Raw genomic sequence first — 15927 nt, forward strand, 5'->3', positions numbered from 1 at the left:
CGCCGCGATCTGGCACAACCGCGCCACCGGCCAGCCCTTGACCAGGTCCTTGATCGCCTACGACCACTGACCTGAGTTAGGACTTACTCGTCTAGGACGTCTGCGACGAGGTGTACGCGCTGTCCGGGTGTCGCGGGTCGGCCCGCCACCTGGCGAGTGACATGGTGTTCCGTGACGACCTGGCCGCCACCCGGACCGCGGTCATGACCGGTGACCCGGCACGGGGCCTGCGGGCCGCCCTGACCGTCGATGTGCGGCGCTGGTGGCTTCACTCGGTTGACGCTTGAACCTCTTGCGCGACCCGGTTCGCGAGTGCCGTACCTAATAGCTTTAGGTTTTCGCCTTATGCCTGTAGTTTGTTGGTGTGGCACGCGCGAACCTGACCTCGGCGGCCGTCATCGCCGCGGCCGCCGACCTGGCCGACCGGGACGGCTTCGACACGATCACCCTGTCCGCCCTGGCTCGCGGTCTCGGAGTGCAGACCGCGAGCCTCTACTCCCACGTCCGTGACCGGTCGGCGCTCGTCGAGGGTGTGCACCGGCTGGCCCTCGGCGAGCTCGCCGATCGGATCGCCCTGGCGATCGGCGGCCGCGCCGGCCACGACGCGCTCACCGCCCTGGCCGGCGCGCACCGCGACTACGCCCGGGAGTTCCCCGGCCGCTGGACGGCCCTGCAACGGCCCGCCACCGAGGCGACCGTCCGGTCCGAGGCGGCCGGCCGGGTGGCCGGGCTGACCCTGGCGGTGCTGCGCGGATACCCCCTGCCGGAGAGCGAGCTGGTCCACGCCGTGCGGCTGCTCGCCGCGACCGTCAACGGGTTCCTCGCGCTGCAGGCCAACGGCAGTATCGCGCACCGCGAGCCCGACCCCGATCTCTCCTGGCGGCGGGCGCTCGACGCGCTCGACGTCGCCTTCCGATCCTGGCCGGCGCCCGCCGCCGGATCGTCGCCCGCTGAAAGGAAATCCTGATGCCAGTCCCGTCCGAGCTGCTGCGCGGCGCCGCCGAGACCGAGGTCACCGCCCGCGGGTTGCGGCCGCACCGGCTGCCCGCGTGGGTGCGCGACCAGTTCCCGGACGGGCAGCTGCTGTCGATGCAGAGCCAGCCGTCCGGTGTCCGTCTCGTCTTCGCCACCACGGCGACCCGTATCGAGCTGGTCACCCACCCGACCCGCATCGCCTATCCCGGCGTGGAGCGGCCCCGCGGCCGCGTCGACGTCCGGATCGACGGTGACCTGGCCCTGCGTGACGAGCTGACCGGCGGCGACACCATCGAGGTCGACCTCGCCACCGGCGCGACCGCCTTCCACGCCGGCCCGTCGCACACCACCACCGTCGCCGGGCTGCCCGCCGGCCGCCGCCAGGTCGAGATCTGGCTGCCGCACAACGAGAGCATCGAGCTGGTCGACCTGCGTGCCGACGCCCCGATCGAGCCCGACACCACCGTGCGCCGGCTGTGGGTGCACCACGGCAGCTCGATCAGCCATGGTTCGAACGCGACGGCGCCCAGCGAGATCTGGCCGGCCGTCGCCGCCCGCCGTGCCGGGGTGGAGCTGCGCAACCTCGGCCTGGGCGGCAGCGCGCTCGTCGACGCGTTCCTGGCCCGGGTCATCCGCGACAGCCCCGCCGACCTGATCAGCCTCAAGCTCGGCATCAACGTGGTCAACCTGGACGGGATGCGGGTCCGCACGTTCGTCCCGGCCGTCCACGGTTTCCTCGACACCATCCGCGACGGCCACCCCGACGTGCCGCTGGTGCTGATCTCGCCACTGTTCTGCGGCATCCACGAGGACACGCCCGGCCCCGGCGCGATCGACCCCGCCTCGATCGGCAGCGGCCAGGTGCGGTTCCTGGCCACCGGGACGCCCGGCGACACCGCCGGCGGCCGCCTGACGCTGCAGGTCATCCGGCGTGAGCTGCGTTCGCTGGCCGACCGCCGGGCCGCCGACAAGAACCTGCACTTCCTGGAGGGCACCTCGCTGTACGGTCCGGACGACGCCGCCGACCTGCCGCTCCCCGACGGGCTGCACCCCGGCGCGGAGGCCCACCAGCTGATCGGCGCCCGCTTCGCCGATTACGCCTTCACCGGGGCGGGCCCGTTCGCCGGCGGTTGATCCCGGCCGTCACAGCCAGCCCGCCCGGCGCAGCGAACGGTACAGGGCGGTGCCGCTGAGCAGCATGAACAGGGCAACCGTCGGGTATCCGTAGCGCCAGCCCAGCTCCGGCATGTGGGTGAAGTTCATGCCGTAGACGCCGGCGATCGTGGTGACCAGCGCGGCGATGGCGGCCCACGAGGCGATCCGGCGCATGTCGTTGTTCTGTTCCACGGTGACCTGGGTGAGGCGGGCCTGCAGCAGCACGTTGAGCACCTCGTCGAGGGCGACGACCTCCTCGACCGCCGCGGTGTGGTGGTCGGCGACGTCGCGCAGGTAGCGGTGGATCTCCTTCGGCAGGTCGGCGAACTGCTTGCCAGCCAGCGCCACCAGCGGGCGGTGCAGCGGCAGCACCGCCGCCTTGAACTTCATCAGCTGACGCTTGAGCTGGTAGATCTGCTCGATCGCCACCGTCGAGCCGGGGGTGAAGACGGCCGCCTCGGTCAGGTCGACGTCGGTCTGCATGGCGCCCGCGATGTCCACGTAGCCGTCGACGAGCCGGTCCAGGATCTCGTGCGCCACCGCCCACGGGCCGCCGGCCAGCCGCTCCGGGATGGCGGTCAGGTCCAGGCGCAGCGAGCCCAGCTCCACCACCGTGCCCTGACGGACGGCGATCACGAAGTGCGGGCCGACGAAGAGACGCACGAAACCGGTGCTGACGATCTCGCTGGTCGCGGTGAACCGCTCGTGCTCGGCGTAGTGGGCGGCCCGCACCACCAGGAACACCACGTCGTCGTACCGCTCGACCTTGACCCGCTGCTCCCGCTGCAGGATGTCCTCGATCGCGAGCGGGTGCAGCCCGAACACCGTGGCGACCCGGGTGAGCGCCGCCTCGGTGGGCTCGTGCAGGTCGAGCCAGACGAACCCGCCGTCGCGCTCGCGCGCCCGCTCGTGCAGCAGCGCCAGGTCGGCGGCCGAGCCGGGGCTCTCCACCGCCACGCCGTCGAGGAACAGGTCGCAACCCACGATCGCGGTGTGGTCGGCCCGCCGCACCGGCGGCCGGGAGCCTCGTATGTCCACCGTCGTGTCACCCCCGAGGGGCAAGCCTAGAGGGGTGCCCCGGCGCCGCGGGCACCCCTCCGATCGCGGTCAGCCCGCCATGATGGCGTCGATGATGCCCTGCTGGGTCACCGTCGCGGAGTTCCTGTCGAACAGCGCGAAACCGTACTGCCCGTTGTGGCCGTTGTCCCAGTACGCGGTGGCCGCACCGTACTTCTTGGCGGTGGACACCAGGGTTCGCGCGTAGTCGGCGCGGTACCTGTTGTTCGCCGGGTCGGCCGACGTCTTGTCGATCGAGCCGTACTCGCCGACGAAGACCGGGTAGCCCCGCACCACGAACGTGTCGTACATCTTCTTCAGCTGCGCGTCCATGAAGTCCTGCTGGCCCCACGTCGACTTCTTCGACGCGTCGGTCGCGTTCGGGCCCCACTGGGTGATGGCGCCGCTCTCGGTCCCGGTGAAGTCCCACGGGTCGTAGTAGTGGACCGAGATCATGATCCGCTGCTCGGCGGCCGGGATGGCGGACGACCGGTACTGGTCGGTGGGCAGGGCGAAGCCGTAGTTGCCGGCGGTGTAGTCGATGTTGGTGTTCCAGCCCGGCACCAGCAGCCACCGCGACGTGTTGTTGCCGCCGGTACGCCGGACGGTGTCCACGAAGATCTGGTTGTAGGCGTTGATGTTGGAGTAGCACGGCTGGGTCGGGTTGCCGTACTGGCCGTCGAAGTTCTCGTTCATCGACTCGAAGATCAGGCGCCCGCTGTAGCTCTGGAACCTCGACGCCACCTGCTGCCAGACCTTCTGGTACTTCTCCCTGATCGCCGTCTGGGAGGCCGCGTCGCAGATCAGCCAGGCGCCGCCGATCGTCTTGTAGCCGTCGCCGTGCATGTTGATCAGCACGTAGAGGCCCCGGTTGTGGGCCAGGTCGACGACCTCCTGGATCCGGGTGAGCCAGGCGGCGTCGACGGTGTAGCCGGGCGCGGCCCCGATCTTGCCCAGGTAGGAGACCGGGATGCGGATCGTCTTGAAGCCGGCCGCCTTGACCCGGTCGATGAGCGCGCCGGTGATCACCGGGTTGCCCCAGGCGGTCTCACTGGGGATCCCGTTGCTGTTGGCCTCCAGCTGGTTGCCGAGGTTCCAGCCCTTGCCCATGTCGGCGATCAGCTGGGCGGCGTTGCCGGTCACCGGCCCGGTGCCCGGGCTGGTGCTGGGGCTCGGCGGCGTGCTGGGGGAGGCCGCCGGTGAGCTGCTCGGGGTCGTGACGCCGCCGGTGCAGGCGGCGCCGTTGAGGGTGAAGGCGCCGGGCACCGGGTTGCCGGTGGTGAACGCGCCGTTGAAGCCGAACGACGCCGTGCCGTTGGTGGCGATCGCCCCGTTGTAGGAGGCGTTGCGCACGGTGACGGCGGCGCCGGACTGGGTGAAGGAGCCGTTCCACAGCTGGGTGACGGTCTGGCCGGCGCCGAAGGAGAAGCCGAGGCTCCACTGGGTGATCGGGTCGCCCAGGTTGGTGATCTTCACGGCGGCGCCGAAGCCGCCCTGCCACTGGCTGGACACCGTGTAGTCGACCTGGCAGCCGGCGGCCGCGCTCGCTTGCAGCGCGACCGCGACCGAACCGCCGGCGGCGACCACGGCCATCGCAGCCATGGACAGCACTTTTCGGGTTCGAGACATGGGGATGAATTCCTCGAGGGGTCGGGAGCGCTCCCATTTGGGGGATGGGTGGCGGCTCCGATAGGGATAGGGGTTGATGCATACTATGCCGGATCCTGCCGGGCCGGGCGGGCGGCCACCGGCCGATCGGCCGGAGCCTCGCCGGAATCGCGTTACTTCCGTTCCGGGCCGGATAGCCTCATTCGAGCGGTCCGATCAGCCGAATGGGTGTCTGTGGCTTCGTTGACGATGGTGCCGGCCCGTGGCCGATGGTGGCTGCGGGCCGCCTTCGGGCTCGGCACGGTGCTGTTGATCATCCAGTCCGCGGCGGTCTTCCCGGCGGGCCGGGCATGGCTGGAGGCCAACCTCGGCTTCCGCACCGTCGTGCAGGACGGGATCTATCTGCTGGCCGCCGGCCTCGTGCTGGCGCGGGCCCTGCTGGTGCGCCAGGACCGGGGCGCCTGGCTGCTGATGGCCGGCGGGCTGGCCTTCTACGCCGCCGGCACCGTCTACTGGGTCGCCGTCCTGGCGCACATCAGCCCGACGCCGTATCCCTCGGTCTCCGACTTCATGTGGCTGGCGTACTACCCGTTCGCCTATGCCGCGGTGCTGCGGCTGCTGCGGGCCCGGGAGTCGCGGATCAGGCTGTCCTCGTGGCTGGACGGGGTCATCGCGGCCGCCTGCGCGGCGGCGTACGCCTCCGTGGTGTTCCTCGGCGGCGTCACCGTCGACTCGTTCGGGTCGGGGCTGACCATGCTGGTCAGCATCGCCTACCCGATGGCCGACATCGTGCTGGCCGGCGTCCTGCTCGGCTCGTGGGCGCTGAGCAACTGGCGCCTGGACCGGGTGTGGACGCTGCTGCTGACCGGCATGGGGATCAACACCACGGCCAACGGGCTGCGGATGCTGCAGACGACCAGCGGGGTCTACACGCCGAGCGGCTGGGTCGACGTGCTGTGGGCGGTCGCGCTGGCCCTGATCGCGGCCGCGGCCTGGCGGTGCCCGGGGGCCGGCGCCCAGCAGCGTCCGGCGCGGGCAATGGTCGGGATGCTGCTGCCCGCCGTGCTGGCCTGGGCGTCGATGCTGCTGCTCGTCAGCGACAGCTGGCGTCACCGCGGGCTGTCCGTGATCAGCGGCGGTCTCGCGGCCACCGCCATCACCGGCGCGATCGTGCGGATGCTGCTCACCGTGCGTACCGTCGAGAAGCTCTCCGACGCTCGCAGGCAGGCCCGCACCGACGACCTGACCGGGCTGCCCAACCGGCGCCGGTTCCTGGAGATCCTGCGCCGGGAGCTGCCCGAGGGCGACGGCGGCGCGCCGATGGCCGTCGCGATCATCGACCTCGACCGGTTCAAGGAGATCAACGACAGCTTCGGCCACGACCTCGGCGACCGGCTGCTGCAGATGGTCGCCGCGCGGCTGACCGAGGCGGTCGGCGACGACGGCGAGCTGGCCCGGCTCGGCGGCGACGAGTTCGGCGTGATCATGCGTGACGCCGACACCGCGGGCGCGCAGAAGATCGCCCTCGGGCTGCTCACGGCGCTGCGCCGGCCCTTCGACCTGGACCAGATCGAGCTGCACGTCGACGCCAGCATCGGCGTGGCGGTGCACCCCGATCACGGCGCCGACCACAGCATGCTGCTGCGTCAGGCGGGCAACGCCATGTACGCCGCGAAGAACGACCACCGCGGGGTGGCCCTGGCGACCGGCGAGGCCGACGACGTCGCCGGCCGGCAGCGCCTGACCACCCTGGAGGAACTGCGGGTCGGCCTGGACCGGGGCGAGCTGACCCTGCACTACCAGCCGCAGATGCACCTCGCGTCCGGCACGGTGACCGGCGTGGAGGCGCTGGTCCGCTGGGAGCACCCGCGCCGGGGGCTGGTCTTCCCGGACGTGTTCCTGCCGCTGGCCGAGCACGCCGGGCTGATGGGCCGGCTCACCCTGCAGGTCCTCGACATCGCCCTGGCGCAGTGCCGCGACTGGCGTGCCGCCGGGCTGCACCTGGTCGTGGCGGTCAACCTGTCCGCGTCGAACCTGCAGGACACCACGCTGCCCGGGCACGTCGCCGACGCTCTGTCGCGCTACGACGTGCCGCCGGCCGCGCTGCATCTGGAGGTCACCGAGGAGATCCTGATGCGCGACGCGGCCCGGGCCACCGCCGTGCTCGCCGAGCTGCGCGCCATGGGTGTCCGGCTGGCCGTCGACGACTACGGCACCGGTTACTCCAGCCTCGCCTACCTGCACGCGCTGCCGGTGGACGACCTGAAGCTCGACCGGGCGTTCGTCACGCACTGCGACTCCGACCCGCGCAGCGCGGCCATCGTGAAGAGCACCGTCGAGCTGGCCCACAACCTCGGGATGCGGATGATCGCCGAGGGTGTGGAGTCCGAGGCGGCGCTCGACCGCCTGCGCGAGTGGGGCTGCGACCTGGTCCAGGGTTACCACCTCAGCCGCCCGCAGTCCGCCGACCGGTTCACCGCCTGGCTCGACGAGCGGTATCCCCGGCGCGGCGCCGAGGCGGAGATCGCCCTGCACTGACGGCTCAGGCCGGGCGGCGGCGCAACCCGTCGAGCACCAGCGTGACCACGCCGTCGGCGTCAGCCCGGGAACCCGGCTCGCCGCAGACCGAGCAGATCCCCTGCAGCGCCATCAGCACGGCGCCGGGGCCCACGTCGTCGCGCACGACGCCCTGCTCGACGCCCGCGGTGAGCAGCTCCGCCACGGCCTGGCTCAGCTCCCGTCCGCCCTCCGCCAGCGTCCCGGCACGGGTGGCCATCAGGGTGGCGAGCGTCCGGGCCAGCCCCTCGTTGCTGTGCAGGTGGCTGACGAACCCGCGCAGGAACGCGGCCAGCGCCTCGCCCGCGGGCCGGCTCTCCCGCAGCCGCCGCGCGTCGGCGCAGATCGCGGCGAGCTCCTCGCGGTAGACCGCCTCGGCCAGCGCCTCCCGGGTGGGAAAGTGCCGGTAGAGGGTGCCGACGCCGACGCCGGCCAGCTTGGCGAAGTCGTCGAAGCGCAGGTCGAAACAGCCGCCGGCGAACAGCTCACGGGCCTTGGCGAGCAGCGCGTCCCGGTTGCGGCGGGCGTCGGCGCGCAGCGGTTTGGGGGTGGTCACCCAGCGCCTCCTTTGACAAACGGAAACTGTCTCCATATTTTGAAGTGGAGACGATCTCCAGATTCTAGAGGGTGGACATGCGGATCCTGATGTTCGGCCGGGGCGTCATCGCCACGGCGTACGGGTGGGCGCTCGAGCGGGCCGGGCACGACGTCGAGTTCTACGTGCGCCCCGGGCGGGCCGCGGCGTACGGCGACACGATCGGCCTCGACCTGCTCGACGCGCGGCGCCGTCTGCGCGGGCGGCGCGTCACCGAGCAGTGGCCGGTGCGCTACCGCGAGACGCTGGAGCCCGGCCACGACTTCGACCTCATCGTGGTCAGCGTCCAGCACTACCACTTCGCCGAGGCCGTGGCCTGGCTGGCGCCGCGCGTGGGCAATGCGACGGTGCTCGTCTTCAACAATCTCTGGGTCGAGCCGCACGAGGCGGTCGCCGCCCTGCCGGCCGGTCAGGTGGCGTGGGGCTTCCCGGGCGCGGGCGGCGGCTTCGGCGACGACGGTGTGCTGCACGCGGCCCTGCTGCCCATGCTGTTCCTCGGCACGCTCGGCGGCCCGCCGACCGAGCGCGAGCGGGCGGTCCGCGCGGTGTTCCGGGAGGCGGGGTTCCGGGTCCAGGAAAGCGACGACTTCCGGGGCTGGCTGATGATCCACTTCATTCAGAACGCCGGGCTGCACACCCAGACCCTGCGGCAGGACTCCTTCGCCGCGCTGGCCGGGCAGCCCCGGGCCGTGCGCGAGGCGATCCTCGCCACCCGTGAGTTGCTGCCCCTCGTCCGAGCGCGGGGCGTCGACCTGCGCCGGCACCGTGGCTCGCTGCTGCCGTTCACCCTGCCGGTGTGGCTGACGGCGCCGCTGATGTCCTGGGCCTTCGGGCACTTCCCGCCGGTGCGTACCGTGATGGAGGCCCACGCCAACCCCGAGGAGCCCCGCGCGGTCTGCCGCGACACGCTCGCCGAGGCCCGCCGTCTCGGCGTGCCGGTCCCGCGGCTGGAGGCGGCCGAGCCCCATTTCGCGGCGGAGGTGATCGAATGAGGCGGTGACCGTCACCTTCAGCGCCGCCGAGGCGGCCGCCCTCCAGGCGATCGACGAGCAGGCCGTCGCCCGCGATCTCCTGGAGATCCTCGCCGTCCCCAGCATCACCGGCAGTCCCGCCGAGAGCGAGCTGCAGCACCTGCTCGCGGCCCGCCTGGACCGCCTCGGCCTCGACGTCGACCTGTGGTCGATGGACCTGCCCGCCCTGCGCGCCGACCCCGGTTTTCCCGGCACCGAGGCCCCGCGCGAGGAGGCGTGGGGGCTGGTCGCGACGACCCCGGGCGACGGGGACGGGCCGACCGTCGTCCTGCAGGGGCACGTCGACGTCGTGCCGCCGGGCGATCGCGGGCAATGGGCGGGCGACCCGTTCGTCCCGCGCGCCGACGGCGACGACATCCACGCCCGCGGCGCCTGTGACATGAAGGCCGGCGTGGTCGCCAACCTCGCGGCGATCGCCGCGATCCGGGCGTCCGGCGTCCGGCTGCACGGGCGCATCGCCGCCCACTGCGTGGTCAGCGAGGAGGACGGCGGGCTGGGCGCCTTCGGCACGCTGCGGCGCGGCCACACCGGCGACGCCTGCGTCATCACCGAGCCCACCGGCGGCACGGTGATCACCGCCAACGGCGGGGCGCTCACCTTCCGCATCGAGGTGCCCGGCCGGGCCACCCACGCCAGCACCCGGTACGCCGGGGTCAGCGCCGTCGACGCCTACCTGCCCCTGCACGCGGCGCTGGCCCGGCTGGAGACCGAGCGCAACGCCGGCGCCGACCCGCTGATGAGCGAGTACCCGATTCCGTACCCGCTGGCCGTCGGCGTCGTCCGCGCCGGCGACTGGGCCAGCACCGTGCCCGACCTGCTGGTCGCCGAGGGCCGGCTCGGGGTGCGTCTCGGCGAGGACCCGGCCGCCGCCCGCGCCGACCTGGAGCGCTGTGTCGCCGAGGCGGCGGCGGCCGACCCGTGGCTGCGGGCGCACCCGCCGGTCGTGGCCTGGACCGGCGGCCAGTTCGCCAGCGGGCGCCTGCCGGCCGGGCACGCCCTGCGCGACCTGGTCCGCGACGCGCACCAGGACGTCACCGGCGAGCCCGGCCTGCGGGAGCGCGGCGCGCCGTACGGCAGTGACCTGCGCCTGTATGCCGCGGCCGGGGTGCCGACCCTGCAGTACGGGCCGGGTGACGTACGCCTGGCGCACAGCCCGTTCGAGAAGGTGTCGGTGGCCGAGACCGTCCGGGTGGCCCGCACCCTGGTCCTCGCCACGCTGCGCAGCCTCGGATAGCTGGCGGCACCCCGTACACATTTATTAGGTTGGATTCCTTATAGGTCTTTGAGGAGTCCGCCCATGAGCCTGCGACTGCTGCTGGCCGCCGCGACCGCCGTCGTGCTCACCGCGGGGCCGGCCGCGGCCGCCGACCCGCCCGAGCCCCTGCCCACGGCCGGCCCCGGCACCGCCTTCCTCGACCGGGACGCCTTCGTCGGCGGGTTCGACGACCCCGCCTGGTACCGGGCCAACATCCCGTTCCTCGAGGTCCCCGACCGGCAGATCCAGGACGTCTACTACTACCGCTGGAAGACCTGGAAGGAGCACCTGGTCTACACCGGGCCGCAGTACGGCTGGATCTCCAGCGAGTTCCTCGACCCGGTCTCCTACGGCGCCCCCTACGGCGGCATCTCGGCCGCAGCGGGACACCACATCAACGAGGGCCGGTGGGTACGCGACAACCGGTACCTCGACGACTACATCGACTACTGGCTCACCGGCCCCGGCGCCGGCCCCAAACCGGCGGAGGAGTCGGTCAACCCGAACACCACCGACTGGGGTCACGAGTACAGCTTCTGGGCGGCGTCCGCCGTGTGGAACCGGTACCTCGCCAACGGCGACCGGGCCTTCGTGACCGCCCGCCAGTCCGTCCTGCAACGGTTCTACGACCGGTGGAACGTGCAGTACGACGCCGCTCTCGGCCTGTACTGGCAGGTGCCGGTCTGGGACGCCAGCGAACTGTCCGCCGCCTCCTACCAGTCCAGCGACCCCTACCACGGCGGCGCCGGATACCGGCCCAGCATCAACGCCTACCAGTACGGCGACGCCCGCGCGATCGCCGCCATCGCCGGCCTGCGCGGCGACACCGCCACCGCCGGCCTCTACAGCGGGCGGGCGGCGGCCCTCAAGACGGCCATGGACGCCCGGCTGTGGGACCCGCAGCGCGCCTTCTACTACCACGTCATGCGCGACCAGAACCCCGCACTGGCCAGACTCGACACCCGCGAGCACATCGGGTTCGTGCCGTGGATGTTCGACATGCCGGAGGCGAGCCGGTCGGTCGCGTGGGCACAGATCACCGACCCGCAAGGCTTCTTCTCGGCGTACGGGCCGACGACCGCCGAACGCCGCAGCCCGCAGTTCATGCGCGACGCGCTCACCGGATGCTGCCGCTGGAACGGGCCGTCCTGGCCGTACGCCACCTCGCAGGTCCTGTCCGGTCTGGCGAACCTGTTGCAGGACTACCCGGCGCAGCCGTACGCCGACGGCGCCGACTACCTGGACCTCCTGCGCAGATACGCGCTCACCCAGTACCGCGACGGCGTGCCCTACGTGGCCGAGGCGCACCACCCCGACGAGAACCGGTGGATCTACGACGGCGCCGGGCACAGCGAGGACTACAACCACTCCACCTACGTCGACAACGTCATCTCCGGCCTGATCGGCGTCGACGCGCGGGCCGACGACGCCGTCACGATCAAGCCGCTGGCCCCGGCGAGCTGGGACTACTTCCTCCTGGAGAACGCGCCCTACCACGGCCACAACCTCACGGTTCTCTGGGACCGGACCGGTTCGCGGTACGGCCGGGGCGCCGGACTGCGGATCTTCGTGGACGGCGTACCGCAGGCGGCGCAGCCCGATCTGACGCCGTTGACCGTCGCCGTCGGGAGCCCGGTCGCCCCGCCGGCCGGGGAACGGGTGAACGTCGCCGCCAACCCGCAGCGCCACGGCAACGGCTCCACCAGCCCGTTCGCGTCGTACACGTTCACCGTCGACAACGCGTGGCGGGCCATCGACGGCGCCGTCTTCGACAGCGACGTCCCGCAGAACACCCGCTGGACCACCTACAGCTCACCGAACGCCACCGACCACCTCGGCATCGACCTCGGCCGCCCGGTGACCGTCGACGACGTGCGGCTGTACTTCTACGACGACGGCGGGGGAGTACGGGTGCCCACCTCCTACGAGCTGCAGTACTGGACCGGCGCCCAGTGGCGCACCGTCGCGACCGGCGCGTCACCGCTCGCCAACGGGCTCACCCGGCACACGTTCGCCCCGGTCGCCACGTCCCGCCTGCGGGTGCTGGCGCCCAACCGCGGCGGTGGCGTCGGCTGGGGCCTGAGCGAGCTGCAGGTGTGGACCCGCCCCACCTTCAAGATCTTCAACCGGCACAGCGGCAAGCTCCTCGCCGTCCGGAACGCCTCCACCGCCGACAGCGCACCGGTCCAGCAGTACAGCGACACCGGCACCCTCGACCACCGCTGGGAGCTCGTCGACAACGGCGACGGCTGGTTCCGGATCAGGAACCTGAACAGTGGCAAGGTCCTCGGCGTGGCCGGCATGTCGACCGCCGACAGCGCCCAGGTCGTCCAGTACGCCGACAACGGCACCGCCGACCACCTGTGGCTGCCGGTGGACGCCGGGGACGGCAACTACCAGCTGCTCAACCGGCACAGCGGCAAGCTCCTGGCCGTCGACGCGATGTCCACCGCCGACAGCGCCGCCGTCCAGCAGTACCGCGACAACCACACCGACGACCAGCAGTGGCAGCTGCGGCCCAGCGTCGGCCGTTAGCGCACGCCTTCGGCGAGGATGAGCAGGCCGATGCCGATCAGCACGACCGGCAGCAGCACGTGGCCCCAGCGGCTGAGCGCCCGCGCGACGACCGGCCGGGTGGCGAAGAACCGGCCGGCGGCGACCCAGACGGCGACCAGCAGCAGGAAGACGGCCACGAACACGGTCATGCCGGCGGCTCCGGAGGTGGCGAAGACCGGCACGTAGACGCCGATGTTGTCGCCGCCGTTGGCGAACGTGACGGCGGCGACGGTCAGCACGCCGGGACCGCCGTCACCGCCCGGGCTGTCGTCGTCATCGTCGTCGTGCCGGCGCCGCCACGCCTGCACGGCGGCCTTGACACCCAGCGCCAGCGGCAGCAGGCCGAGCAGCGGGATCGCGCGGCCGGGCAGGAAGGTCGCGCCGACCGCGGCCGCCACGGCGACCGCGAGGATGCCGGCGAACCCCAGATACTGCCCGGCGCCGATGGTCCGGGTCGTGTGCGGCTTTCCCGCGCCCTGCGCGAAGAACAGCGCCAGGATCACGATGTCGTCGATGTTGGTGACGGCGAACAGGCCTGCCGCCTGCCCGATGAGGCCCGGATCCATGCGCTCCCCGCCGTGCTCCGCCGTCCACGAGAGACCGGATCATCTCATGCGGCGACCCGGCGGGCGTCCTTCGCCTGGTACATCGACCGGTCCGCCTCCTGCAGCAGGTGGTCCACGGTGGTCGTCGGGCCGCACTCGGCGGTGCCGATGCTCACCCCGATGTGCACGGCCTCGTCACCGAGCTGGAACGGCGACCCGATGGCCGTCGCGATCCGCTCGACCACGTCCTCCAGCTCCGGGCCGGCGGCGATGTCATCGAGCAGGACCAGGAACTCGTCACCGCCGAACCGGCCGATCACGTCCTCCCGGCGCAGGCAGTGCCGCAGCCGCTCGGCGACACACACCAGCAGACGGTCACCGGTGTGATGCCCCAGCGAGTCGTTGACCCGCTTGAACCCGTCGAGGTCGAGGAAGAGCACGACAGCGGGCCGGCTCTCGGTACGGCGCCGCGCGATCGCCGACTCCAGCGACGCCACGAACGACGCCCGGTTCGGCAGCCCGGTCAGCCGGTCCGACTGGGCCTCCCGTTCGAGGCGCTGCTGCTGCTCCCGCAGGTCCAGCGCGATGGTCAGCAGCGCCGCGCACTGGTTGACCATCTCCCGGCCGTCCTCGACCCGGCTCTCCACCGCGTCGACCAGGGCGAGCCACCCGCGGTCGCTGTCGCCGACCTTCGCCTTCACCACGAACACCGTCTCCCCGGGCTGCGCCGCCTCCAGCAGCTCCACCGGCGGGAACGCCGCGTCGGAGGTCGGGCCGGGCGGGATCATCGGGCCGGGCCGGCGCCGCCACCCCCGGGTCCTCGACAGCCTCCCGTCGGAGCGGCGCAACGCGATCGAACCGGCCGTCGCCGGCGTCAGCCCCAGCCACGACGGGTCCTGCGGCTCGACGTCACGGCGGTGCAGCAGCGCCCGGTTGAGCGTGTAGTTGACGCTGATCAGCGACCGCAGGTGCAGCTTGTCACCCAGCTGCGCGTGGGCGCCGGCCCGGCCCAGCGACAACACCAGCGCCTGCACCGCAGCGCCGGCCCGGGTGGCGGCCTCGGCATCGGCGGCGGGCATCTCGTCGGCGTACTCCTGGATCGCCCGGCACATCACCCGCAGCGCGTCCGGATCGGTGCTCCCGGTCAGCAGCGTCTGCAGCTCGGCCGCCGCCGCGCCGATCGCCGAGGTGTCCCCGGCCGCCGCCTGAGCCAGCGCGTGGGCGGTCAGCTCGGCGGCGCGTGCCCCCGGGCCCTCCGGCGTCACACCGGCCAGGCGCGCGCCCAGAAGCCGTACCCCGTCGTCGTCCGCCGCCGGGGTCGGCAGCTGCTCGGCGAAGTCGACGCACCCGCACGAGCTGCGCGGCACGAAACCGGTCGGCAGCACGTACGGCCCCGGCGCCACCTCCGCCCCGTCCAGCAGGCCCACCAGCAGATCCACCGCCCGCCGGCCCATCGCGTCCAGCGGCTGGCTGACACTGGCCAGCTCGGCCCGCAGCAGACGGGCCTCCTCGATGTCGTCGAACCCGGTCACCAGGATGTCGTCCGGGCAGTCCAGGCCGGCCGCCGCGAGCACCTGCAGCGCCGCGATCGCGTTCCGGTCGGTCGCCGCGACCAGGGCGTCCGGCCGGCCGTGCCGCAGCAGGTCGGCGGCGTCCCAGCCGACGCCGCTCTCCACGTTGTTGTGCGCCGGCAGGAACACGCCCGGCTCCAGGCCGTGCGCGGCCAGCACCTCCAGGTACGCGTCGTGGCGCTCACGGACGTCGCTCGCCCCGAGATGACCGGTGAACGCGAACCGGCGGCACCCGTGCTCCCGGATCAGGTGGGTGACCACGGCCCGGATGCCGGCGCCGTTGTCGGACAGCACCGCCGGCAGGTCCATTCCCGCGACCGTGTGCCCGACCAGCACCACCGGCTTGCCGGCCTGCGCCAGCCGGGCCAGATAGGCGGGGTGCACGGCGTCGGCGAGGGCGACGAACCCGCTGATGTGATCCCACGCGACCGGGTCGTCGAACCCCGGATCCCCGCCGGTGACCGCCAGGTCCGCCGCGGCGTCCAGCGTCTGGATCGCGATGAGCCGCCGCCCGTGGAGCTCGGCCGCCGCGGCGACACCGGCGACCAGACTGCCGTAGTACGTCCCACCGACGAACGGCGACAGCAGTCCCAGAGCCCCGGCATCAACCATGCCCGGGCTATCGGCCGCCCCCGGACCGACCTGAGCAGAAAGTTCACACGAGCGGTGCGCGAGAATGGGCCGGTGGCGAAGAGCGAATCCCGTACCGTGCTGCATCCGGACGTCGCCCAGGGCGACCTCGAAGGCTTCCTGCTGGTACGCCCGGACGCGTCCCTGACCGGCGAGGTCGAGCACGTGCAGTGGGAGGACAACCATCCGGCCGGCCCCGACACGCACGTGACAGTGTCGTTCGACGACGGCACGAACGTCGAGTTCCCCTTCGGCGTCCCGGTCGTGAAGGTCGCGGCGCGAGACGTGCCGTCGCTGACCCCGGCCCAGCTGACCGCTGCCGCGCCGGCGCGCTGGGGTCGCGACGCCGGCCGCTGGGACGACGCCTGACCGCGCCGGAGCACCAAACTCAGCG

13 protein-coding genes are annotated in these 15927 nt (G+C 72.5%); 8 read left to right on the forward strand and 5 right to left on the reverse strand.

All coding sequences use genetic code 11. The features are described from left to right. Positions 1-161: 161 nt before the first annotated feature. From BM290_RS50740 to BM290_RS23395, 3 genes are all read left to right on the forward strand, one after another. Positions 162-287, forward strand: coding sequence for a hypothetical protein (locus BM290_RS50740; RefSeq protein ID WP_280522848.1), 126 nt, complete (start codon positions 162-164; stop codon positions 285-287). A gap of 77 nt (positions 288-364) precedes the next feature. Then, positions 365-967 (forward strand): TetR-like C-terminal domain-containing protein, encoded by a 603-nt coding sequence (locus BM290_RS23390; RefSeq protein ID WP_093617557.1) that lies wholly within the window; start codon positions 365-367, stop codon positions 965-967. Beyond that, the gene (locus BM290_RS23395; RefSeq protein WP_093617560.1) at positions 967-2109 is read left to right on the forward strand and encodes a GDSL-type esterase/lipase family protein; all 1143 of its coding nucleotides are present in this window, start codon (positions 967-969) and stop codon (positions 2107-2109) included. Before BM290_RS23390 ends, BM290_RS23395 begins: the two co-directional genes overlap by 1 nt. Before the next feature lie 9 nt (positions 2110-2118). Here the strand turns inward: BM290_RS23395 and BM290_RS23400 are convergent, their stop codons facing one another. Beyond that, positions 2119-3168 (reverse strand): magnesium and cobalt transport protein CorA, encoded by a 1050-nt coding sequence (locus BM290_RS23400; RefSeq protein WP_093617562.1) that lies wholly within the window; start codon positions 3166-3168, stop codon positions 2119-2121. 69 nt (positions 3169-3237) lie between these two features. Continuing rightward, complete coding sequence (locus tag BM290_RS23405; protein ID WP_239143679.1) at positions 3238-4788, reverse strand: cellulase family glycosylhydrolase; 1551 nt, start codon at positions 4786-4788, stop codon at positions 3238-3240. Positions 4789-5028: 240 nt separating this feature from the next. On the opposite strand from BM290_RS23405, the gene BM290_RS23410 reads away from it, so the two are divergent. Further along, positions 5029-7332, forward strand: coding sequence for a putative bifunctional diguanylate cyclase/phosphodiesterase (locus tag BM290_RS23410; RefSeq protein ID WP_143133899.1), 2304 nt, complete (start codon positions 5029-5031; stop codon positions 7330-7332). A gap of 4 nt (positions 7333-7336) precedes the next feature. On the opposite strand, the gene BM290_RS23415 is transcribed toward BM290_RS23410, so the two are convergent. Beyond that, on the reverse strand, positions 7337-7906 hold the full coding sequence (locus BM290_RS23415; protein WP_093617566.1) for a TetR/AcrR family transcriptional regulator: 570 nt from the start codon (positions 7904-7906) through the stop codon (positions 7337-7339). A 77-nt stretch (positions 7907-7983) separates the two neighbouring features. On the opposite strand from BM290_RS23415, the gene BM290_RS23420 reads away from it, so the two are divergent. From BM290_RS23420 to BM290_RS23430, 3 genes are all read left to right on the forward strand, one after another. After that, positions 7984-8937 (forward strand): ketopantoate reductase family protein, encoded by a 954-nt coding sequence (locus BM290_RS23420; RefSeq protein ID WP_093617568.1) that lies wholly within the window; start codon positions 7984-7986, stop codon positions 8935-8937. A 4-nt stretch (positions 8938-8941) separates the two neighbouring features. Further along, positions 8942-10210, forward strand: a complete 1269-nt coding sequence (locus BM290_RS23425; protein WP_093617570.1) for an ArgE/DapE family deacylase — start codon at positions 8942-8944, stop codon at positions 10208-10210. A 63-nt stretch (positions 10211-10273) separates the two neighbouring features. Next, positions 10274-12766, forward strand: coding sequence for an MGH1-like glycoside hydrolase domain-containing protein (locus BM290_RS23430; RefSeq protein ID WP_093617572.1), 2493 nt, complete (start codon positions 10274-10276; stop codon positions 12764-12766). Here BM290_RS23430 and BM290_RS23435 read toward each other — a convergent pair. Beyond that, positions 12763-13353, reverse strand: a complete 591-nt coding sequence (locus tag BM290_RS23435) for a cadmium resistance transporter (RefSeq protein WP_093617574.1) — start codon at positions 13351-13353, stop codon at positions 12763-12765. The two genes, BM290_RS23430 and BM290_RS23435, sit on opposite strands and share 4 nt — an antisense overlap. Positions 13354-13397: 44 nt before the next feature. Then, entirely contained in the window at positions 13398-15515 is a 2118-nt protein-coding gene (locus BM290_RS23440) for a substrate-binding and GGDEF domain-containing protein (protein WP_177319865.1), read from the reverse strand. Positions 15516-15587: 72 nt separating this feature from the next. On the opposite strand from BM290_RS23440, the gene BM290_RS48550 reads away from it, so the two are divergent. After that, positions 15588-15902 (forward strand): hypothetical protein, encoded by a 315-nt coding sequence (locus tag BM290_RS48550; RefSeq protein ID WP_177319866.1) that lies wholly within the window; start codon positions 15588-15590, stop codon positions 15900-15902. Positions 15903-15927 lie beyond the last annotated feature (25 nt).

This window comes from Actinoplanes philippinensis (assembly GCF_900113015.1).
Taxonomy (GTDB): domain Bacteria; phylum Actinomycetota; class Actinomycetes; order Mycobacteriales; family Micromonosporaceae; genus Actinoplanes; species Actinoplanes philippinensis.